This is a genomic window from Rhodospirillales bacterium, from assembly GCA_028824295.1.
Classification (GTDB): Bacteria; Pseudomonadota; Alphaproteobacteria; order TMED109; family TMED109; genus VXPW01.
On the sequence record JAPPED010000029.1, the window covers coordinates 1 to 22,461 of the forward strand.

Sequence of the window (22,461 nt, forward strand, 5' to 3'; positions counted from 1 at the left end):
AGCCGGCGGCTCGAGGCGAGGGTCCGGCGGTATCAGCGCCGCCTCGCCCGGCAGCGCCGCGGCTCGAGGCGGCGCGAGCGCACGCGGCGACGGCTGGCGCGCACGCAGCGGCGGATCGCGCAACGGCGCCGCGACTGGCAGCACCAGGTGAGCCGGTCGCTGGCCGGGGGCACGGTGGTGGTCGAAGCATTGCGGACGCGCGCGATGACGGCGTCGGCAAAAGGCACAATGGCGGCGCCCGGCCGGCACGTCCGGCAGAAGGCCGGCCTGAACCGTGAGATCCTGGCGACGGGCTGGAGCGGTCTCCGCGCGATGCTCGCCTACAAGGCGGCGCGGCTGGTCGCGGTGGACCCGGCCCACACCAGCCGGACCTGTGCGGCGTGCGGCCACGCGGACGCGGCCTCGCGCCGCAGCCAGTCGAGTTTCGAGTGCGTGGCCTGCGGCCATGCGGACCACGCGGACCTGAACGCGGCCCGCAACATCCGGCGTCGGGGAATGGCGCTGCTGCACGGCGAGGAGTGTTCGGGTTTGCCGACTCCTGTGACCCGTGAAACGGATCGACGGCTGGCAGCGTGAGCTGTCAAGTAATCGATATAAGCCCCATGTTCAAGCGAGTCGATCCGTCCTCCGGGCGCGGCAAGGTCGGTCTTGATGGCTATCCCGTTTCGCTCCGAGCTCTATTCCACGGTGCACAGGGCGAAGCGAGTTAGAGGTACTTGATCGCGGCCAGAACGATTAAGACGGTGGCTATCAAGTAGCCGATCAGGCGTCGCTCGAGGCTCACAATCGTCGCCTGCAGGTCGGCTCGGAGCGCGGCGAGGTCAGCCTTGGTGGCCAGCTGGGCGTCAGCTTGACTGACGGTTTTTGACGATTGCCTCGGCGGGCTTCGGGTCGGCGCCGGCCGTCTCGAGGTCCTGGATAGCCGCATGGGTGTCGATCGTGATGGTCATGGGCGGATTCTACCTGCTCCCGACAGGAGGCGCAGCGCGCCGAACAGGATGCCGTTGGCGATTGCTGCCAGGGTCTCGGTCCGGAGGGCCAGCCGTTGCACGGCCCGGGCCAGTTCCGCGCTTTGGCGCAGCCGGCTCCCGAAGTGCCGGAGCCTGCGGGCGCTACGCGGCCGGATCGGGGCGCGGAGCGAGATGACGCTGCGTCGGCGCGCGTGGTGACTCATGGAGCGAGCCCTTCCGGGTGCGACCAGGTAAGGAGTTAAGCAGGAACCACCTCCGACATTTTGTCTGACCTCGATCGCGATCGCGCGCGGGTCGAACCCCGCGTGGAGCGTGGTTGCCGTACAGGTCAGGGTGGACACTACGCCGCGTCGTCTACCTGACCGACGGCCATGAGCCTCAACATCAAGAACAACGAAACCTGCAGGCTCGCCCGATTCCATGCCAGCGTGCTCTGGCTCAGGCCGCCCATCTGTCAAAATCTTCGTCAAGGGAAAGGGTCTTCGCGAGAACCCCTAAGCGAGAACGGCCGTGTCGGATTGCAGGGGGCTCATCCGCGGTTGTCTGTAGGATGGACGTTCGCTACAGTTTGCCTTACAGAAAAGTAAGGAATAAAGGATATTGCAATGCATGCGACTGTGACGAGCAAGGGACAGGTGACGATCCCCAAGCCGATTCGGGACCGGTTGCACCTTGAGCCGGGTGACAAGATCGACTTCACCCTGGACGAAGCCGGCGACTTGCGGGTTACACCCGTTACCGCGCCCGTGGCGAGATTGAAGGGCATGGTTCCCAAGCCCGGATCCCCCGTGAGCCTGGAGAAGATGGACGAAGCCATCGCGCGGGGTGCCACCCGAAAGCGATGATTGGCTTGGACACGAACGTCCTGGTCCGTTACATCGTTCAGGACGACCCCCGGCAGGCCGATGCGGCTGCGCGCCTTATCGAGGGCCGGTGCACCGCCCGCTCACCCGGATATGTCAGCGTTCCGGTGCTGGTGGAACTGGTGTGGGTGCTCGCAGGAGCTTACCGGTACGAGAGAGGGGTGGTCGCAGGGGTGATCCGCCAGCTTCTTCGAACGATCGAATTGCTGGTCGAGGATAGCGATGTGGCCTGGTCTGCCCTGCGGGAATTCGAGGCCGGCGCTGCAGACTTCGCGGACTGCCTGATCGCCCATCGAAACCGCGCCCGTGGGTGTACGCAGACGTTCACGTTCGACCGCGCCGCCGCCCGCGGCCGCCACTTTGCGCCGGTGCCTTGACCGGCAATCCACGATATCGAGAAGGCACTGCCCCACTTTGTCCAGCCGGCGTGAACTCCGGAACATCAAGGGACAATATCCGGTGTTTGTCCACGGCCATACGAAGGCCGACGGACGCACCACTTGCTGCAGTGAGCGAAGAGCTATTGGCCGCCTTCGGGATGTTGCCACGGATCGAGCAACTGAATATCGAAGCTCCGAAAATCCTTCACATTGTGGGTGACGAGGGTCAAGTCATGCTGAATGGCGGCCGCCGCGATCTGCGCATCGGCTGCGGAAGGGCGATGGCCGGTACGATCCCCGTCCCCCAAGAGTCGCCCCCAGACTGCCGCTACCTTCCGCACGCCTCTGACAAGTTCCCCGATGGTCTGTACCGCAAGAAAGAGGTCGCTCGGGGTCTGTGCCTCGATCCAGTGCAGAACGGTCTTGTCAGGTCGTGGCCTGACGGTCTCGCTGATCACATTGGTGTCCATGAGAAAGGCCATTAGGCGAGATCGGCAGATCGTCCCGTAGAGTGGTCACGCTCGACCGTGAACGCGGCGTCGGTCAAGGGTGAAGCGCGGAAGAAAGCGACCAGCTCAGCGCCCGTCCTCGCCCTTGGTGCGGTCAGTCTCGGTTGCAGGGATCGCCGGATCAGTTCGGCGTCCTCGCCGCCGGAACGCAGAGCGCCAGCGATGGCCTTGACGAGGGGTGCGTCTTGCGAGGGTACTGTGACCTCGACGCGCTTGGCGCCAGCAGTAGCGATCCTCTTGCGGTGACCGGCGACGCGGGATGCCTGTCGGGTCTTCAGATTTGAGGGATTCACGGTCGCGCATCCCGTCCGGTAACGTTTCCGGATAATTGGGGACGGGCAGTTCGTATGTCGAGTGCGACTACAAGCACGATTCCGCAGCCCCGAAAATGGCGGCTTTCGAAGGAGAGGGTTCCCTCCCTCTCCTCGCCATTTGAGAAAGCCCGTAAGGTGTCAGTAAAGATCGAGTCGGTTGTGCCCGCCGGCATGGTGTAACAAGCGTCCGTTGTCCGATCATCTCCGGTAATCGGTGAAGTTCCGTCAGCCGCGAGGCGAAACGCGGGTGTTGGCGCGGCTGCGCGCTACGGATGCGCGATGTAGATCCGCTTCGGTTGCAGCCCCGATGCCCGTGCGGGTGCGGAGAGCGCCGGCCGACTGTGCGGCGCGATGGCTGCTAACGCTCGGGCGGCGTGATCGTGGCGGGCGTCAGCGCATCGAAGATGCCCGTAAAGCGTCCGTGCGAGCCGTCGTCTTCAGCGAACAGCACGTCGGTCGAGCCGACCACACGCCGGGGATTGCCGTCCACGTCCGGGACGTTCGAGAACTGCCCCTGCCACGTCCCGGCGCTGCGCACGATGGTGCGGTCGGGATGGGCGACGGTGACCGCGTCATCGCCGAAGGCCCCGCTTGCGCCAAACGAGGCTTCGAAGCGCACATCGTAGTCGGCGGGCAGCGCCGCGGGATCGGGCCCCTGCCACGGTACGGCCGGAAAGAGATGGCGACCGGGTGCGGTCTCAATCGGTTCCAGGCACCCGAGGCACCCGGTGAGGCGGTGCTCGCCGAAGTCGGCGGTCAACGAGAGCTGCCCGGTGAATTCCGTGACCCCGGTGGACCCGGCCAACTCCTCCCACGCCCGTCCGTAGTGATACGTGTACAGGCCGCCCATCCCGCCGACGTAGGTGGCGGTGCCCGCGAGCGGGAGGTCGGGCGGGGAGGCCGGATCCAGCTCCGGGCCATCCACAAAGACCCCGCGCGTGGCGGCTTGGTATGCCTCGAAAGGGACGTCCGGCGGGTAGCTCAGCCACCATCCCGCCGCGAGGTAGTCGGCGGGGTCGGCGGCATTCCACGAGGCGAGGGCGTACAGGAGCACCCGCCCGTCGTAGTGGTTGTCCACCAGGATCCATTCACGGCTGGAATGGTTGGGCTGGACGGGCCGGGGAAGGAAGAGGCCCCAGGTCAGGTCCACGTCGCGGGCGGTATTGAGGGTCCGGGTCGGGCCGCCGGGGGTCGGCACGTCGATGCTGAGCACGCCGTCCACGAAGGACGTCTGCGTGCGAAACGGCTGGGGCTCGGGCGTGAGCGTGGGGATTTCGACCGGCGGCAGCGGCTCCGGCTCGGCTACGACCATGCCCCCACCCCCGCCTCCGCACCCGCTGAGAGGCAGTATTGCTCCCGCCATGGCGACGATGAGCACTTGCTGGAATTTCATCAGGTTCCTCCCCTTCTCCCAGGGCAAATCGGTACCCGGAGTTCGCTTGAGGCAGCGGCGCATTATGCAGAGGCTCGTATCCGCGCGCTGCTAGCACACCGGCCAGCGCACCCTGGCGTACCTACCGGTGATCGGTGCGCTGGAGCGGCTACTCGCGTGCGGGCCGGAGAGGAACGTGGCGCACCCGGTGTCTGCCTCGTCGAACGCGGTCATCGGCGGCTCGGGTGAAGGGTGGCGAGCGGGGCCTTTGCGAGTCCGGGCGGGATCGCGAACGCTACGTCGCGGCCATTGCTGGGACACGGACAGGTGCACCGGGCGCCATCGGGAAACGCGGGTGCGACGGATTCAGGCTGGACGGTCCCGGCGAGACCCGGGTGGTCGGGAACACCGGAAGAAGAGATGCGGGCAGTGCGGCGCCGGCCGGTCAATGCGGCGCGCCCGGGTCCTGCGCTTCGGTCCCGGGGACCGCCCGCCCGGTCAGGTCCGGTGCGCGCGACTGTGCCAGTCGTGGCCTAGGCGAGGAGAAGCCCACGGGCAGTCAGTCGCGAGCCGGGCTACCCGTGGTAGGAATTTCGATGCGTGACCGCCGGCGTCCGGCGTTCGGCTTCCGGAGACGGCTGCGGGTGGGCTCTACCAACGCCGGTCGCACGGCGCGACGTTAGGCACGCGGTCAACCGATACCAAAATGCAACAGTGTGACAAAACTTGGTCGGCAGGCCACGGCGTGGGCGGTGCGCGGGTGGACGGAAATAGCCAGACGATAAGGCGCTGGGTCGACCGCCGGCGCCCCTTTTGTACGGTGGCACGCCAGCACTCTCACGGCGTATCCAAGATGATCCGCGAACCTGGCGTGCCGCCCCCGAGGACATCGCCCCGGGCCGATACGGCCCTTGTAGCGGGAACGTGTCCTCGGACGGCTTCGGGAGTCAGCGGCGCCGAACCGTGGCGGCTGCCCGTCTCCATTCGAGCGACGAGCAGGGAGAAGCCAGAATGAGAACCGGCCTGACAGTAGGCGTGCTGACCACGCTCGTGGCTCCTGCCGGCTGTGGCGGCGGCAGCACGGCAGTCAATCTGCCTCGGCGGGCGGTGGGTACGGTGGCCCGCCGTATTCGATCGCATGGGGTCCGAGGCCGGCCTCTTCGAACCTCCCTGCATTCGTCAGCGCGGAAGACGGGTTCGGGGGCGTAGCAGCCGGCGGGCTGACGCGGGTTGCACCGAACGGTGCGCGGCAATCTTTCCTAGTGGATGGCGCCGGACGGACGGCTGACGAGATGTCGGTGCCCGTGGTGTACGACGAGGATGTCGGGAACCACGTACACAAGATCACCGACGGTGCGCGCATCGTCGGGCGCGTGCCATTCTCGGTACCGCGCCTGGGACCGGTGTTCGCACCTTCACCGGCTTGATATCGGGCACCGAGCCGGACCTGTCGAGCTACCCGCAGGAGGTGCTGGGCACGTGGGCCCGGGAGGGAGAGGCCGGCGCGTTCTGCAGCCGGAGCCCGTCCCCGCTAGCGTGCCTGTCCGAAGGTCGCGGTGGGTTTCCGACGCTGCTGGCGGCGTCGGTAGGGCGCATCAGTATTCGGACATAGCAGCCTTGACGTGGGGCCTTGGTTTGCGTTCCCGTCTCCCCGTCTGGATGGCCGCCAGCCCGGAAGTGGTCCGTGTTCCCGACAATTTTGTCGACATCTGCACCTGCGTCGCCGTCGACAGGTTTCCGTCGAGGCGGGTTGCCGCAAGTGAATTGCGGTGCATTGACTGGGGTCTATACGACTGTCTTCGCCCCCTATGGACCGACTGGGCGGGTGTTGCCCGGCTGCTGTTCCGTCACCCGCCAAGACCGCCTTGTGCCCGCACAACGGGCGCTATCGGCCCTTCGCCGGACGGCCGACGGACGGTGGGCGATAATGCGATTTCCGTCCTCCGTTCGGCGTCACGCCCCCACCTGGCCAGCCCGATCCGAAGTCCCTCGGACCCTTTTGACACCAGCTCGCCGCGGTTCGTTCAGTCGGCTCCCGCTCCCATCCATCCCCTTCAGGAATTTGCAAGAACCTCCGGACAGGAGATCCGGGCTCGCCGGGGCTGCAGAACGCGAAGGGCAGGGTCAATTGGCCATTTGCTCTGTGTACGCAGCACGAAGCATTGCGATGCAGTGGACCGTCGGCCTTGAGGGCCTTGATATCGCCGTCATTTGTTGAGTCTGGAGACGTAGCCGCTTGTCACTGTTTGTGGTTGTCGGAAATGGCGTTGTTGTGTACACGTTACTCGCTACGCAATGGCGAGTGTTGAACTCCGGTGATGGATTCGGCTGACAAGGCAAGGGGCAGCAATGTCCGGCGAGTAAACGCCAGATCAGTGGATCCTGTACTGGGTGCTTGCGTTGTGCGCCATTGCAGGCAAAATGGGCGCGAGCTTCCTTGGGAGCTTCGTTCGGGAGAGTGCGAAAGTTGGCTGCGAGCAGGTGCGTCCTGTCTTGTGGACTTCGTATTTGCTTTATCCTATCCTCTTCCAAACGTGCGCCAAATGCACTCTTTAGGCCTCCCCATCGAGGCCGCTTCTTTAGCAAGAGGAGAGCCTCGACCTATGTTGAGTTACAGGAACCTGATGACGGTCGCCGCGGTCGCGGCCCTTGGTATCAGCCTGGCAGCCTGCAGCAGCAGCAGCAGCGACGATCCTGACCCGGTTGAAGAAACGCCACCGGCCGAGGAGACTATGGCTCCGGAGCCCGAGCCCGCGACGCCGTCCGACTTGGAAACCACTCAGGAGGCAGCGGCTGATGCGGCTGCAGCGGCCAAGACAGCGTCGGATGCTGCCGACATGGCTGCAGATGACGCCGAAGAGGACACGGCGAACATCGCAACCCTCCAGACTGGCGAAATGGCGAAAGCGTACGCCATGGCGGCCCGTACCGCGGCCAGCATGGCGATGGATGCGGCCGACACGGCGATGGACGCGGCCGATGCTGCTGCCGCCGCGACGACCGCATCGGCCGCGGGCGCGGCCAATGCAGACGCCGAAGACGCTCAGGCGGATGCCGAAGCCGCTCAGGCGGACGCCGAAGATGCTGCCATGAAGGCGTCTGAAGCCGCGATGACGGAGCTCCACATCGACGGCACCATGAAGAACGTAGGCGACAGTTCTGTCGACGCGAACATGGGCGAGTTGATCGACCGCGAGGACGGCGAAATCACGATGCGCACAGGCCGTGTGGCCGTTGTGAATCGTGCGGTTGCCGCAATTCCTGGGCGGGCGTTCGATGACAATGAGGACGGCGACGCTACCCCACTCGATCCCTCGGATGACGTCACCTACAGACAGGCTGTTGCGGCGCAAACGTTCGCGATTGGCAAGGTTCTCGATACGACCGACGACATGGCCCGCCTGACACTGGTGACCGGACGTGCCGGTACCACGATGGTTAGGGTCTTTGCCGACGGTCCTGCTAGCGACGATCCCGGCGCTAGCGGCGTTACCGCCGTGGACGACGATGGCATGGTTGACATCTCTTCTGGCCAGGATGGTTCGGCGCTGGTCGTACTGAGGTCTATCGGCATGTTCCACGAAGCCATGACCGATGCGACTCCCCCCACCGGCACTACCCCTGTCGCTGATGCCCTTGACTTCACGGATGAGATCCCCGTTGATTCCGAAGCAGTTGAGGTATTTTCGTACACGAGTGGCGACCCGGCGACTACGACCTACGTCGTGGTAGAGAGTCGGACCAGAAACAGCGACGGCGACGTCACATCCATGTCACTACGGGCGGTTGACGTCGAAGCGGCAGCGGCGGTGCCTGACACTGTCGCTGATGCCGACACTGATGCAGATATGGCTCGTGTGATGGCGGCCCTTCCTTCGTTGGAGGAATACAGTCACATCCACTTCGGCGTGTGGGCAAACCTTGTGGATAACGAGGACGGCGACAACGCCAGGATTGGCAGTCTCGGCATCGGTTTCGTGCAGAACTACGATGACTCCGGCATCACCACGGGGCACGTCACTGGTACCGCCACCTACAGTGGAGACTGGGTTGCTATCGTGCGACCGAGCCACTCTAGCGCGTTGGCTAGCGAAAACGGTAGTGCAACCCTTACCGCGAACTTCTCGGAGGACGAGTTCACGGGCGAGTTGATGGGTCTTGCCACTCTCGAGGGAGAGCTTTCCGGCAACACATTCTCGGGCACGGACGCAATGGTCGAGCACGAGCGCATGGATGAGGATGGCACCTTCGCTGGTTCGTTCAGCGGAGCCATATATGGTGAGGACGGCGCGGAAGCCGCTGGCGTCTTCAGCTTTGACGGTGGCGATGCTGGTGCATTTGTCGGTGCCTTCGGTGGCAGGGACGACAACCAGTAGGTCCTGACCGTTTGACGGCCTTTATTGGCATTGGCGCCCGATCCGTCGCTGGATCGGGCGCCTTTTTTTGTTCCATTGAGGAGGGATTGATCGGAGAAGCGGTGTGATGAAGCTGACTGGAAGACGGGTCGATTGGTGAGAGAGAAAACACCATGCAGCCCTCAGGGCCCGGTGCCCGCTTTCCGGTGAGCTGCTTCGAACGACGCCTTCCATCCTTGCGCTTCCATCCTTGCAAAAGTACCCGGTTCGTGCAGCTTCTGAGTCTGTCCGGCATCCACGATCAACAGGCCCGACCGGTTTTCAATGGCATGTCGTGGAAGGGAGCGTCCTCTTCGTCTGCCTCAGGTGGCGAGCTTCTCTCCCCATGTCGGCCGAGGAGTGTCGTTAACCTCGCGCCACGGAGGCCTTCCATGGTGCGTCCGGCTGGACAGCAAGTACGAACACACCAATTCCCCATTCTCTTTTCGGCAAAACGCTTGGTACGTCAACGCCGTGAGTACGAGTGACGGAGCCCCGGAATGAACTATTTCCGGCCGATCTGAAGGTCCTCCCGGGGCATGGCACGGTGCTGCAACTGTCGTTTGACCTGCGGCCAGCGTCATTGTGGCCCCCGCGGCATACTATTTTCTGGGGTCGAGGTGGAGCTGCCAAACAACTAATGATTGTTCTTCCGCGTTCCACTTGACGCCAGCAATGCCCGCCGGTCCGGTATTGGCATTACGCCCGGAAGTCATTAGAATTTAGTCGCGCTCTTACGTATCCTCCTGCAGCGCGATGCCGGTGTTGAGAAGCAAAGGACGAATGGCTATGCCGACGAAACTACTGACGGCTGTTTTCTTGGGCCTTGCACTAATCGTTACCGCGGCCTGCAGTGGTTCGTCTCAAAAGAAGGCGACTGCGGACGCCGAGACGAGAGCGGAGCAAGCGGAGACAAGGGCCGAAGAAGCTGAGACGAGAGCGGAGCAAGCGGAGACAAGGGCTGAGGACGCGGAGACGAGAGCGGAGCAAGCGGAGACAAGAGCTGAAGACGCGGAGACGAGAGCGGAGGACGCGGAGACAAGAGCTGAAGACGCGGAGACAAGAGCTGAAGACGCTGAGGAGAGAGCAGAGGACGCCCAGGGGGCGCAGCAGACCGCCCAACAACAGCAGGCAGAGCTTCAAGAACAACTGACCGAAGCCGAACGGGCCGAACTCAGTGCTCGCGCTAGCTCGTTTAGGCCGACGCTTGACGGGCCTGGTATGGGGTCGGTGACCGTTGAGTGGCCACGCGGGGGGAGCCTGACATTTAGGCCCGCAGGGACTCTCACCCCTGGCTCGGCTGCGCCTAGTGTTCCTGGCGGCTGGCGCAGCGCTGGCTTTACCGGTCAGAGCGGATCGGCTACTGCACTGGTCAACGAAACCGTCTACCTCTACACCAACATCCAGGCGCCTGGCAACAGGGAGTTCTGGAAGAAGTACGGAGGTGAGGATCTTCCTATAACGCAACAGCAAGTCACCGACGGTTTGGTAGTGCCAAGTACCTCTGTCAGCAGAACAAGAAGCGATCCTAACGATCCCACATCAGCCTATGTATCGGCCTCAACAAGCGGAAGCTACGACGGCGTAGGCGGCAGGTTTTCGTGCACTGGCGACGAGAATGCCTGTACGGTCACAAGGAGCAGCGGCGCAACCACCATTGGAGGTAGTTGGACGTTCAAGGCCACGAATCTTAGGTCGGGCGCACCTGTGGATCAAGATGACGCGTACCTCTATTTCGGCATTTGGTCCTCCATCCCGGACGGCATCTCCGGGACCTACGACTTCGACTACATCGCTGGAGGCGGAGCCGTATCAGGAAGCGCGTTAATCGGCTTCGACACCCTTACGGGTTCGGCGACGTTTCGCGGCGGCGCTGTCGGCAGATACGCGACGCTCGCCGGGGTAGGCCGGGCTGCAAAGATCGGCACATTTACCGCTACCGCCACCTTGAACGTTAATTTCGGCGCGGCCGATGCCGAAGGCACCCTTAGTGGCCGCTTAACTGACTTCCGCGAGGATGGCAGTTCCCTCACAGGCTGGAGTGTGACGTTGGGAAGTGCTGGTGATGTCAGCACGCCTGCGGCTATCAGCGGTGCGGCTGTGGCTACCGTCACGAATGGCACCGTGGCGAACATCGGTGGCGTGCCGGTGGGCGGCGATTGGGGTGCCACCTTTCACGGCAGCGCCAACACTGTCACGGGACTTGACGACCGCACCAAGTACCCGGCCGTCGACTTGGCTGGCGTGACTGGCTGGTTCGACGCCACAAGTGATAGTGCCTCGCTGGCGGGTGCGTTCGCGGCGAAATCACCCGGCAATTAGCCGTCTTTCAACCGGGAGGGCTATGCCCTTCCCGGTTCCCTCTCCCCTGGCGCCTGCCACTTGCTCGCGTCGGGGGTTCATTTTGTCCGACGCCATGCCCCGAGGGGTGTTCTCCGATGCGTTGCTTTCTTGCAACCGTGGCCCTTCTGGTCTCGCTTCCGGCCGCCGCATTCGCGACCACGCACGAGCTGGACCCGGACGACCTCGAAGCGCAGTTCCAGAGAGGCATGGCTGCGGTCGGGCAGGCCATCGCCACGCCAGACGCCGACCACCGGGACGCCCTCCTAGATGAGGCGATCGCAGCATTCCATGGCATGCTGGTTGCCAACCCTGGCCTTGTCCGGGTCCGTCTCGAGCTAGCCCACGCCTTCTTCCTCAAGGGTGAGGACTCTCTGGCCCGCCAGCACTTCGAGGAGGTCCTTGCTGGTGACGTGCCGCCTGCTGTCAGGGCCAACGTCAACCTCTTCCTTGCCGAGATCCGCGCCCGCCGGCGCTGGAGCTTCAACTTGGGTTTTGCCTTGGCGCCCGACACCAACATCGGTGCCACGTCGGAAGAGCGCATCATCTATATCTACGGCCTGCCGTTCGAGCGCGACGCGGAGGACCTGGCGACGTCAGGCGTCGGTCTCTCTGCGTGGCTCAGCGGCGAGTACCAGTACCCGCTGGGTGACCGCCGCCGCCTGCGGGCCGGCGCTGACGTCTCCCAACGCGATTACGCCGGGAGTCGCTTCGACCAGACCTTCGTATCGGTGCACGGAGGGCCGCGCTGGCTGGTGGGCACGAATGCGGAGGCGAGCATGCTGGCCAGCGCACAGCGACGCTGGCTCGGCGGCGGTCAGTTCTACGACGCGTACGGCGCACGACTTGAGGCCGCCCGCCGGATCAGCGGCCAGGTGACGACGTTCGCACGGGCGTCGTATCACGATCGAAGCTACCGCACAGAGACTCACCTCGACGGCCCGGTCGCCGACATCATCTTGGGCGGAGTTTGGATCGTGCGTTCGACGGTCCGTGCGGACGGAGCGCTTGGCTGGGGACAGGAGCGCACTGAAGTGGAACGGTGGCGTCACCAACGGAAATGGCTTCGGTTGGGGGTGTCGGTAGCACTGCCCCTGGGGTTCACCGTTGGCGGCAGCGGCGAGATGCGCTGGACGGACTACGAGGGCAACTGGCATCCGCACACCCTGGGCGGGGAGCCGCGCGAGGACCGGACGCGTTCTCTCCGACTCTCGGTTTACAACCGGGCTTTCGCCTGGCGGGGCTTCAGCCCGCGCCTGTCCCTGGTGCACGAAGTGCGCGAGACGAATGCGCAGCTCTACGACTACCGGCGAACCGGCGGCGAACTCAGCTTGGTGCGGGTGTTCTAACCTTTTCCTGACGAACTGCACAGGTCAGGACCTGTGTCTAGCAATACGGGGGCCGCACACCGTCCGGAGCATGCAGTCGGTTAGCGCCCCATAATTCGGAATGCATGAGACGGGCACGTAGACCGCTAGCGACCGTGGCCGCAGGTATTGCTGGTGTCACCAGACACGTCCATGGCTGCACTACCTGTCCCGCAGCCGATACCCATGGATCAGGAGCTGGAAATCCTAGAACGAGGCCCGCCAGCCAGTCATGATCGTGAGCCACGGCCGGGCTTCCGCGTCGTGCCCGGCATGGCGGGTGGCAACGGCTCCCAGCCGGAATGCGCCGTGGGCGAACGGCCGTTCCCATCGCACCGACAGGTCGAGCTGCCGGCCCGCGGGGGCAAGGTCGGCTGACAGTGTTCGGCGCACGACCGCGCGATCCAGGGTACGGCCGACCGGAACGGACAGGACGGCATCCCCGTCCTCGACGCGGAGCGGCTGGGCGAGCGTCAGTCGCAGCATCCCGTCTCCGCCGGTCGGCCGGGCGGCGTGCAGCGAGAACGCGCTGGTCATGAGGGACTCGATGTCGGCAATGATGCCGCCCTGCGCGCGGGAGCGGACGAACCCGAATTCAGGTCCGCCGCCCAGTCGCCAGCCGGCAAGTTCGTGATCGAGGTCCACACCGACGAAGACGGAGCGGGCGGCGAGATCGCCGAATGCCCCCTCCGCGGTGGCGGCAAGCAGGCTGCGGCTCTCGCCGAGCCAGCCCACGCGCAGGCTCAGCGGCACGTCTGCGGGATTCCACGAGATCAGGGCGCCCGATACGGGCTGCGGGTTACCGTCGCCCTCGGTCGTGAAGGCTGTCGCGACGATGCCGTCGGGCTGGCCCACCGTCAGCGTGATCGCGTCCTGCGCGAGCCGGGCATGGCCGACGTCGCCGCCGCCCGGCGTTCCCCTGAACCCGAGCCTTGGCCCGGCCACCATCGTGTCGCCGTCCGAAGTTCCGCCTCCCAGATAGGGATCCGTCGGCGCTGCCGCCATGAAGTCGCGCAACTGCGCGGAAGGGGTCAGCGGGACACGGGTTCCGACAAATTGACCGAGGTCGTACCAGAACGGGGCGCCGAGCGCGTCGAAACCGGCGATTTCCTGGCCGGCAAACGCATTCGCGGGCCCATCGCCGAACGCCGGGCCAAGCCGCAGGCGAGCCGTCCGCACGGGAGCCCCGTTCCCGACGGCTGCTGTGCCGGCCGCGATCCTTGGCACGCCGACCGGTGATAAAGCTGCATTCAGGTCCATCAGACCATGTCCGTAGGTGGATCGGTCGGCGTAGCGGCCGGTGCGATCGGCGGTGGTGAATAGACGCGTGACCAGTTCCTCGCCGGCGAGCTGGTCGCGGAAGAACTGATCCATCAACGCCAGTCCGCCGGAGACCATCGGCGCCGCGATCGAGGTTCCCGACAGAGGCGCGTAGCCTCGGATGATGTTTCCTCGATGCGGCCCGAAATAGGCGGCCCACACACGGCGTCCCGGCGCGGCAATGCACCAGGTCGCCGCGATTCCGCAGCGGTTGGAGAACGGGGCGATCTCCCCGTCCTCGCCGATCGCAACGGCGGCGACGGAGTGGCCCCGGAGCTCCACGATCCGCGTCATCAGTCCCGCGAGCACATCGGGGGAACTGGAGTCGAGCCGGCCCGCTGGTCGTCCGAGGTAGTCGGTTTCCGTGTCGCCGACGCAATTGCCAGTGCCCGCCCGGCAGAGGCGGTCGTTGGAATTCCCGGCTGCCCATACGATGACCATCTTGTCCCTCCGGCCGGACTGGGCCAGCGTTTCGATCAAGTTCGGCAGCGCGTCGCGCAAGTCCCGCTCATTGTCGAAGTGCTCAATCAGTCCCCGGAAGGCGATACTCAGGTTCAGGACGTCCAGATCCTCGGCGAGAACTTCCCTGTAGAGTTCCGTGTTGTCCTCGTCGTATCTGGTCAGCGTGGCGAGCGAGACCGGCGCGATCGTCTGGTCCCGAGGAGGCGGGTCGCCAAGGGGGATTGCGAACATCTTGAGCGAGGCGTACGGAGCGATGCCGGTAAACGGGAACGTGTACTCCGGGTTCGCCCGTCCCGCGATGATGCTGGCCACGGCCGTGCCGTGCGAGGATTCCTCCCCGGTTTCCTCAACGGCCCCGACCCGAAACCTCTCCGTGACATGGCCGGCGGCCGCTCCTTCCTGGAATGTGGGATGAGAGAGGTCGATGCCGGAGTCGACAACTCCCACGCTGACGCCATCGCCCGGCTGATCGATTCCCTGAACGACCTGCAGGTGGCCCCAGGCATCCACGATGTTGATGGTTGCCAGGCCCCAGCGGTCTTCCAGGCTTGGGGATGAACGAATGTCATGAACAACGTCCGACAGTTGCGCGCGGTACTCGGTCTCGGTAATGCAGCCCTCGACGGTGGCGACCGGACAGCTGCTGCTGCCGCCGCCACTGCAACCCGCGAGGCCCAGGCAGGCGGAGAGAAACACCGGAGCCAACCGGAGAAGCGGCATCACGAAATTCACCGGGGATGAAGCCGACCGGAAGATGGGCCGGCTGGTGAGAGAGAACATTGTGCAGCCCTCCGGGATCCGGGCCTGCCTTCTGCCGAGCTGCTTCGAACGACGTGTTCCATCCTCGCAAAAGTACCGGGCTCGTGCAGCTTCCGGACCCGTCCGGCATCCGCGATCAACCGACCTGACCCGGCTTCAATGGTATGTCGTCGAGGGGAGCGTCCTGTTCTTCGCCTGTGGCGGCGCACTTCTGTCACCAAGGCGGCAGAGGAGCGTCCTCCACCACAGGAGTGAGCTGTTTCGATATGCGGCCAAAAGCGGGCCGGCATCTCGCGCGCGGCGTGTCGGGTGCCGGCCGAAGACGCCGCTGGCGATCATCCGCAGGCACTGCAGCGCGACCTCTTGGTGCCAGCTGTCGGTATTACGGTAATTTGGCCGTTCGGCCACGTACTGAGTTCATTTCGGTATTGGCTAGGAAATAAGTTCACTGTTCGCCGCGTGCACCGGTGCCGATTTTCGACTTGTGCTCGCAGACGCTTGCGCAGCGAATTGACCTGAACTGCGAGCTGCTGTGCCGCGGGGGAACCTTGGCTTCCACAGGTCCGAACCGGATGTCGCGATCCCGCAGGAGGAGGTCGAGCGGCTGAAAGCCGAACCACGCGCAGGGCTGCAGCAGCGAATCGAACCGGATTGTTTCCGAGCGGACCCGCTCGACGGCGTAGGCACCGAAACGCCGACCCGCCGAATGAGAGCGGACCGGTTGCGGTCGTCCAGTTCATCGATCAGCCGCCAGACGGTGCACGAGAACTCTTCCCGGACCACGTCGGCGTCTGGGCCGCGCGCCGCCGCGCAACGTCCGGCAGAGTGGTCGCCGCAAAAGCGCCGTCCAGCCACGGAAACGGACCTAGAGCACGTCTGTCATTGAGAGAATCTCAGGGGGGATTCCATTCCGGGTAAGGATGTCGATCAAATGGGTTTTGCAGGCACAGGAGGCCGGACCCATGACCCGACCCTATTCGAATGACTTTTGCGGGCGCGCGGTACGCGCCCATCTCGACGGCGAGCCGATCCGCTCGGTGGCGTCGCGCTACCGGGCGACCGGCAGCGTCGCGTCGGGCCGGAATCGGCGGCCACCGTTCCGTGGCTCCTGGAGCCGTACCGTGAGCGGGTACACGCGCTGGTGGCGGCGACGCCGCACCTGACCCTCGACCGGCTACAGGCGCAGCTGGCGCGCGAAGGCATCACGGTGTGCCGGGACACGATCTGACGGTTCTTGCGCCGCGAGGGCCTGCGCTTCAAAAAAAACGCAGTTCACCCTCGAGCAAATGCGGGCGGCGGTGGCTCGCAAGCGAGCGCGATGGCGGACGCTGCGGCGCTGGCTTGATCCGGACCGGCTGGTGTTCGTGGACGAGACCTGGATCAAGACCAACATGGCGCCGCGGCGGGGCTAGGCGCCGAAAGGGGCATAGTCTGAAGTGCTTCGCACCGCATGGCCGCTGGCGCACCCTGACCTGCCTGGCTGGACTGCGCCGGGACGGGCTGAGCGCACCGTGCGTGTTCGACAGACCGATCAACCAGCGCTCCTTCCAAGCGTAGATCGAGCAGCACCTGGTCCCGACGCTCCGGCCTGGCGATCTCGTCATCCTCGACAACCTCGCCGTCCACAAGGGCAAGGACGTCCGCCGGGCCATCCGCAACGTCGGCGCCAGGGTGTGGTTCCTGCCGCCGTACTTGCCCGATCTCAATCCGAACGAGCAGGCCTTCGCCAAGATCAAACAATGGATGCGCGACGCCCAGATGCGCACGGTGGATGACACCTGGCGGCAGCTCGGCGCGCTCCTCGACACCATCGAACCCCGCGAGTGCCAGAACTACATCCGCAACGCTGGCTATGGTTCTACCTAAAACGGACGCGCTCTAGGTGCGATGAGCCGGCCATGCCCCGGGAACGGACAACTGACACCTTCCGGAGCGCCTCATCCTGACCCGCGTCGCGCCGATCCGTCGTGGTGAAGAGGAGCACCTGCTGGTTCACAGCGCAGTCCGAAGCACCTACCGCGTACCGGGACTACCGAACCCTCGCCGGTTAGACTTCTTCGACACTTACCGTGTAGAAGTGCTTCGCACGTCTGCCCACATAGGCTGTGAGCGACTTATTGGCTGTGAAGCCGACTAACACGCCTACGCCAAACGGAATCGCCTTCTCCACCGCCTTCCGAGTGAACACGATACCGAGCTTCTTGAAAACCTCTTTGACCGCCACCAACGTCGCACCCTTCAGGTGTTGTTGGGTCACCTTGACGAGAGCTTTCTTCCCAAGGGCCTTGCCTCCGTCCTTGGCGGCTCGGTTGATCGCCCCCAGTCCCGCGACTAGCAGGCAGAGCCTTTTCTCCTCTTCGACCTCGATGTCGTGGCCGTATACGACCGCCAGAGCCATAGTCATCTCAATCTGGTACTTCATCGAAAGAGCTGCATCGGCCGTTGCTCCCCCGAAGGTCGCAAGAACCGTGCCTAATCCGGGCACGACCCCCGTCAAACCGGTAGCGCCGCCCACAAAGCCCGCATAGTAGGAGTAGTTCGAGATGATCTTGTCAGCCAGCATCTTGTTGATCTGGCTCTCTGGCTTCGAGCCGCAGTACTTTCTGTCGAACTTCCGCTTGAGGGCTAGTACCTCTCGCTTGATGTCCGCCGGATCGGCCAACACGAGCTCCACAGCCTGCAGAAGCTTTGGTTTGTCATTTTGTTCTGTCACTTTCTTGCAGACTCCCATGGAGCAGCAGCGCACTAACCTCGCACCGGCTTTTCTCGGGTAAGGCCCCGGTAGAGCATGGGTTTCCAGATTCGCGAGCAGTGCCGTCCCACGAGAGCTTATCAGTTGACGTCGGGCTTAGCTTGTGCGCCAAGGTGCCGCTGGCGCGCGCCCCGGTCGCCAACCTGGTCTCAATCGCGACCGGCGCGACCCGCTGGCGGACCAGAAGCGCGCGCCCGCCCCGAGGTTCGGCGGAGCGGCACCCATGACCCTGGATGGTCTGCGACGGGACTGGCGCGACGGGTCACGGACGGCTGCGACATGATGACGGTCCATGCAGCGTCAAGTGTCGCCAGCGACCGTCGACGTGCCGGTCAACGAGATCAGACGCGAACACGTACTGGGGATCCTGGCGCCAATTCAGGAATCGCGGCAAACACCGCCCGAAAGATGCGGCAGCGAATCCGTGCGACTCTGGCCAGAGCCTTGGCGCGTGGCCACATCGACGTCAACGTGGCCGGCGAGGCGGTCATCGGCACGCTGCCAGCGAAATTGCCATTGTGGCGGCATTGGAGTTCGCAGAAGGCGTGACGGACGCAATCCTCAGCCAAGGTGCTGAGCCCGCACCGCAGGACGACATGATCCGAAGAGCTGGGCTATGGGGCCAAGTGAAGCAACTATCAGCGGATGTCCCGTTTGTGTTCTACGCAAAACACATCGAGAAGAATGCTGGCCTTGCCGGTTGCCTCAACCGTTTCCCAAAATACCGCGAAGAAGAGTGGCGCGTCTCCAGAACGCCCTCTGGGTAGCCAAACAGCCTTCCAAACCACACCAGTCGGACTACGACACCGGCCAGCACGGTCGCTTGCTATTGCGAGACCACCCCCGACGGCATTTGCTTCACGTCCGCGCGCGATCAGTCCTTTCTGCGGCTATGTCCGCAGCACAGAAGGCACGCCATGCGCAACGTCGCCGGCGGGCCGGATAGGAGCGGGTTCGGAAAAACCACCGTCGCCCTCAACTGGGCAATTTGAGCCGAACGGGCTGGCAAGCTGGCCCTGACCGTCGACCTGGATCCGCAACACAGCGCGATGGCGTGGCACAAAGGTTGGGCGCTCGAAGCAAACAGAGATGCCCATGCGGTGAGGCTCTAGACACCCTCCAGAGCGACCCGTTCATGCTCCTAGGCGACACTTCGCGCAGGCACGCGCAAAGCCCGTCGTCTGCACGCGACCGGGCGGGGGCCTAGCGACGATCATGTCGTCTAGCCCATCAGAGTGCCGCACTTGACGTCCGCGTCGCTACAGTGGGCGGTTGTGAGGAAACGGCACAAGGACAGATACAGGCCATGGCGATCTACTGAATTTAGGAAGACAACGCATTGCCGGTCGAAGAGACGACCATTTACGCCCAAGGCATTCTCGAACGTCGAGACTTGCAAATCCATGCCGACGAGCGTTTTCGGGCTCCGTGTCCGACGGCAAAATTGTTCACTTCAAAACCTTAGAACTTCCATCCTACAGACAAACTATTCCACCTGTGGCTTTTGCCTCCTTCAATTTCACGCCCCCTGAAGCTATGCGATAACGAGACACGACAGTCGCCAAACCTCTTCACAATTCCGAGACTCGCATATGGTACCACCCGCGTCACATCGGACGAGCGGATTTCGTAGTGACTCCGTCGAAACTGACCCTGTAGCACAGCGCTGTACAATACAACATCAATGCCTGCAGTCGCGAACAAGTACAACTCTTCGTTATTCCCGTTAGCTTTATCGCCTGTTCCTTTGCTATACGAAGGAAAATGAATGAGTGGACTAAAGACAAGTTTACTGTGGATTGTCCCAAAATCCCCCCAAAACGGCGAGCGCAATTTTTCTCCTAGCCCCAATCTGCCAGTAAAGCCTGTTCTCAGGCTAGTATAATACCCCACAGATATGCTCCAGTTTGCTGTGAGGTCGAAATCGCGATCACCGCACAAGCCAGGATGCCTTGGATTGGCGCACACCAGGTGCTGCTTCTGAAGCCCATAGGCGAATACCGGTTCGCCGCCCCGAGATATTTCCTTCGACCAGCCTTGAGGATCGTCGGCCGAAATCACTTTGTGTAAGGCGCTTTGGACGATCCCTCCAAGAGGAAGACCCAATACACCGATCTGCATCTCCTGTTTAATTGCTACAGCCTTGTTCGCATGGAGTATGCTATCGCCATAGATCAGGAGCGAGGCGTACGGGCGCCCATCACTTTTCTTTGGTTTAAGGATGTCCAGTCTGTTGGGGGTGTAGAGCCAAAGGCCGCCAAAACGGGAATACGCACTGTTTTTGTAATTGGTAACGCCGGAAAGCGCTCTTGCGTTCATCATCAGATCGCTATTCAGTTTGCGCAAAGACCCTGGCAAGTCGCCTGTATCGGAATCGCAAGTGTGCGTCAGCAATACTCCTGACGTGTAGTTTCGATCCGTGAACAAGAGGTCGTTCTCAACGATGAAAGAGTACGTGCATTTTGCCAAGGAGTTTTGCGACGAGTCCTCTGTTTCGGTCTCCGCCTCGCCGGATGGCACTGAATTGGCCCACGTCTGTTGATTGATTCCGACGGCGAATAGCAACAATGAAATGATCGCGCCGGACAAGATTCGTGCCGTTTTCGTCCGGTGCTGTGGGCACTGAAGCCTTATTTTCTGGCTGTTCGGGGTAACGATCATGCGCTCGACCCTCCCGTTGATATGCTCGGACTGTGCGGTCTGATTCAGGATCTGCTGCTTGCAATAGTGACGGCAATTGCTCGACACGGTCGCACGTGCCGGTATGGTGGGCAACCAACCCGAACGCTGTCCTTGGGCAGGACCTAGGCGATGGAGAAGTCTCAGGCCTGCAGAATGGTTCGGCAGTGTGTCGAAGCTGGCTTCTAGGTTGGCGGATATCCGAACGGCAGCGACCTTCAACGCGTTCCGCGCAAAGTAAGCGTAGTGCGTGGTCGTCTGCACCTGCGCTTGACGAAGGACCTTACCGGTCCTCGGCAGGCTCTTTCCGAGAGCGAGCACTCGCGAGGCAGAGCTGTAGCGCGAGTCATGCAGGCGGACGTCTTCAAGCCCCGCCTCCTTGCGAATGACCTGCAACGAGGCGTTCAGCAAGCGCAGGCGAGTGGCGCGCACGCAGCCGGAAAACACCCGAACGTTGTCGAGCCGGCGCGTCAGCGTGGTCCAGCCCCAATTCGCCACGTGCGACGCCAGCACGGCCCGCGCGCCGGCCTTGACGTCCCGGATCCGCAGTTCATCATTTTCTAGATCGACCTGCCATTCGGGGACAAGACTTCACTGCGCCGGCATCCGGTCAGCAGCAGGCGCGACACGTGGACTGTGCTCGCCACGATCGAAGCCCCACTTCTAAGCCCTAGAAGTACACGGCCCAGCCAGCCGCGCTACTGTTGCGGCAGGAACCGCTCACGCTCACGCGTCGGATATTTCCAGTTGAAGCGGCAGGGATGGCCCCACCCGGCCCCTTCCCCGACTTCGCAGTTGTGCAGCATAACTGGGAGAGCAGCGAGCCGGCTTGGTTTGCCATGACAGGCTTGTCCTGCAAACAGCAGTTCCGCGTAGCAACGTGTTCGGGTGTGTGATCTTGCTCAGGCGCAGGGCTTCAAAGCACGGCAGCCAAGCTGCACCGAGCAACGGAGATGATCAATCCTGCAAGCGGTATGGGTCAGCCGTTGGATGCTTCAGCTGCGGGATGGGCCAACTTATGTGGCGAGAATCCCAGTATTGGCCAAGTTATTGTCCCATCTCCCGTCGGCAGCTACGCCAACAATGCCCCAATGTGGCCCAAACCGGTCGATTTGCGGCCACATAATGGTTTCAGGGGCGGCCAGCAATTGGCAATACCGACACCAGCCGTAGCCTGCGCCGCGGAGTACCCGGCTCACCCACTCGTCACCCAGGCCGTCATCGTAGATCTCCATCACCTCCGGCGACGCCCAGTTCGGGTGAATGTAGATCGGTACCCGGCGCCGTGACATGAGCTTGGAGAACCTTCCTCTCAAGGGCGGCCTGTTTGGTGTGGTTGCCCGGGAGGGCAACGGGGAACGCTACGATCACTTGGTTGGGATTTTTACCGGGCCTGGGCATCAGGAAGTTGGTGGCGAGTTCCGCCGGGACGGTGTCGCGGGAGCCTTCGACGCGAAACGTCAGTAACTGCTGCACTGAACACTTCGAAAACTGCGTGTAGTCTGCGCGAGGTGCTGTTCTTCGACAAAACGGCGACGCTGGTGCAGCCTGTGGGCAGCAGGGCCGTCACGCGGCTGGTCCCCGAGGCCGGGGACGGCTCGACACCCAGCCTTTGCCACGGCCGTCGGCGGCGGCGCGGGTCCGTGCGTTCCCACATTGCAGCACGTGTGGCTGCACGTAGTCACGCGACGTAAGACCAGCTGGAAGGGACGACACGTACCGCTTGTTATGATGGCAGGCCGAGTCAGACAGACCGCCCGGCTTGACTGAGACAAAGCGACGGGCAAACCTTTCGGGGCTGGACCATTCGATCGGTGCCGCAACGACCTAAATTCACAGCGTCAACGATCACTGAAGTATCGTGATGCGGAGTGGTCTCTTGCGCAGCGAGTTCGTACTCCTCCTCGCCATTGGAATCGTTGTGCTGGCCGGCTGTGGTGGAGGTGGCGGCAGCGCCACTACCGAAAGCAGCAGTCAGG

General features: G+C 63.4%; 15 protein-coding genes and 1 pseudogene. 9 read left to right on the plus strand and 7 right to left on the minus strand.

All coding sequences use genetic code 11. The annotated features are described in order from the left end of the window. Positions 1–576, plus strand: a 576-nt coding sequence (locus OXH60_12165; GenBank protein ID MDE0712875.1) for a transposase, incomplete at its 5' end; no start/stop codon positions are given. A gap of 370 nt (positions 577–946) precedes the next feature. Here the strand turns inward: OXH60_12165 and OXH60_12170 are convergent. After that, on the minus strand, positions 947–1,174 hold the full coding sequence (locus tag OXH60_12170; GenBank protein MDE0712876.1) for a hypothetical protein: 228 nt from the start codon (positions 1,172–1,174) through the stop codon (positions 947–949). Between the two features lie 402 nt (positions 1,175–1,576). On the opposite strand from OXH60_12170, the gene OXH60_12175 reads away from it, so the two are divergent. Beyond that, positions 1,577–1,816 (plus strand): AbrB/MazE/SpoVT family DNA-binding domain-containing protein, encoded by a 240-nt coding sequence (locus OXH60_12175; GenBank protein MDE0712877.1) that lies wholly within the window; start codon positions 1,577–1,579, stop codon positions 1,814–1,816. A 5-nt stretch (positions 1,817–1,821) separates the two neighbouring features. Continuing rightward, complete coding sequence (locus OXH60_12180) at positions 1,822–2,211, plus strand: type II toxin-antitoxin system VapC family toxin (GenBank protein MDE0712878.1); 390 nt, start codon at positions 1,822–1,824, stop codon at positions 2,209–2,211. 143 nt (positions 2,212–2,354) lie between these two features. Here the strand turns inward: OXH60_12180 and OXH60_12185 are convergent, their stop codons facing one another. Next, on the minus strand, positions 2,355–2,696 hold the full coding sequence (locus OXH60_12185) for a hypothetical protein (protein MDE0712879.1): 342 nt from the start codon (positions 2,694–2,696) through the stop codon (positions 2,355–2,357). A gap of 699 nt (positions 2,697–3,395) precedes the next feature. Then, on the minus strand, positions 3,396–4,430 hold the full coding sequence (locus tag OXH60_12190; GenBank protein ID MDE0712880.1) for a hypothetical protein: 1,035 nt from the start codon (positions 4,428–4,430) through the stop codon (positions 3,396–3,398). 1,271 nt (positions 4,431–5,701) lie between these two features. Here OXH60_12190 and OXH60_12195 point away from each other — a divergent pair. The 4 genes from OXH60_12195 to OXH60_12210 all read left to right on the plus strand — a co-directional run bounded on the left by OXH60_12195 (position 5,702) and on the right by OXH60_12210 (position 12,492). Next, the gene (locus tag OXH60_12195; GenBank protein MDE0712881.1) at positions 5,702–5,836 is read left to right on the plus strand and encodes a hypothetical protein; all 135 of its coding nucleotides are present in this window, start codon (positions 5,702–5,704) and stop codon (positions 5,834–5,836) included. A gap of 1,176 nt (positions 5,837–7,012) precedes the next feature. Next, complete coding sequence (locus OXH60_12200) at positions 7,013–8,785, plus strand: transferrin-binding protein-like solute binding protein (GenBank protein ID MDE0712882.1); 1,773 nt, start codon at positions 7,013–7,015, stop codon at positions 8,783–8,785. A gap of 807 nt (positions 8,786–9,592) precedes the next feature. Next, on the plus strand, positions 9,593–11,125 hold the full coding sequence (locus OXH60_12205) for a hypothetical protein (GenBank protein ID MDE0712883.1): 1,533 nt from the start codon (positions 9,593–9,595) through the stop codon (positions 11,123–11,125). A gap of 116 nt (positions 11,126–11,241) precedes the next feature. Then, complete coding sequence (locus OXH60_12210) at positions 11,242–12,492, plus strand: surface lipoprotein assembly modifier (protein MDE0712884.1); 1,251 nt, start codon at positions 11,242–11,244, stop codon at positions 12,490–12,492. Positions 12,493–12,717: 225 nt separating this feature from the next. Here OXH60_12210 and OXH60_12215 read toward each other — a convergent pair whose 3' ends face one another. After that, on the minus strand, positions 12,718–15,012 hold the full coding sequence (locus OXH60_12215; protein ID MDE0712885.1) for a S8 family serine peptidase: 2,295 nt from the start codon (positions 15,010–15,012) through the stop codon (positions 12,718–12,720). 1,001 nt (positions 15,013–16,013) lie between these two features. Here OXH60_12215 and OXH60_12220 point away from each other — a divergent pair. Beyond that, a pseudogene (locus OXH60_12220) lies at positions 16,014–16,917 on the plus strand (IS630 family transposase). Positions 16,918–17,098: 181 nt separating this feature from the next. Here the strand turns inward: OXH60_12220 and OXH60_12225 are convergent. From OXH60_12225 to OXH60_12235, 3 genes are all read right to left on the minus strand, one after another. Next, positions 17,099–17,764: an EcsC family protein gene (locus OXH60_12225; protein ID MDE0712886.1), complete on the minus strand. Its 666-nt coding sequence runs from the start codon at positions 17,762–17,764 to the stop codon at positions 17,099–17,101. Positions 17,765–19,264: 1,500 nt separating this feature from the next. Beyond that, entirely contained in the window at positions 19,265–20,995 is a 1,731-nt protein-coding gene (locus OXH60_12230) for a DUF2219 family protein (GenBank protein MDE0712887.1), read from the minus strand. A gap of 503 nt (positions 20,996–21,498) precedes the next feature. Then, positions 21,499–21,774, minus strand: coding sequence for a hypothetical protein (locus OXH60_12235; GenBank protein MDE0712888.1), 276 nt, complete (start codon positions 21,772–21,774; stop codon positions 21,499–21,501). Here OXH60_12235 and OXH60_12240 point away from each other — a divergent pair. Continuing rightward, positions 21,773–21,949, plus strand: a complete 177-nt coding sequence (locus OXH60_12240) for a hypothetical protein (GenBank protein MDE0712889.1) — start codon at positions 21,773–21,775, stop codon at positions 21,947–21,949. The genes OXH60_12235 and OXH60_12240 overlap by 2 nt on opposite strands. Positions 21,950–22,461: the final 512 nt, after the last annotated feature.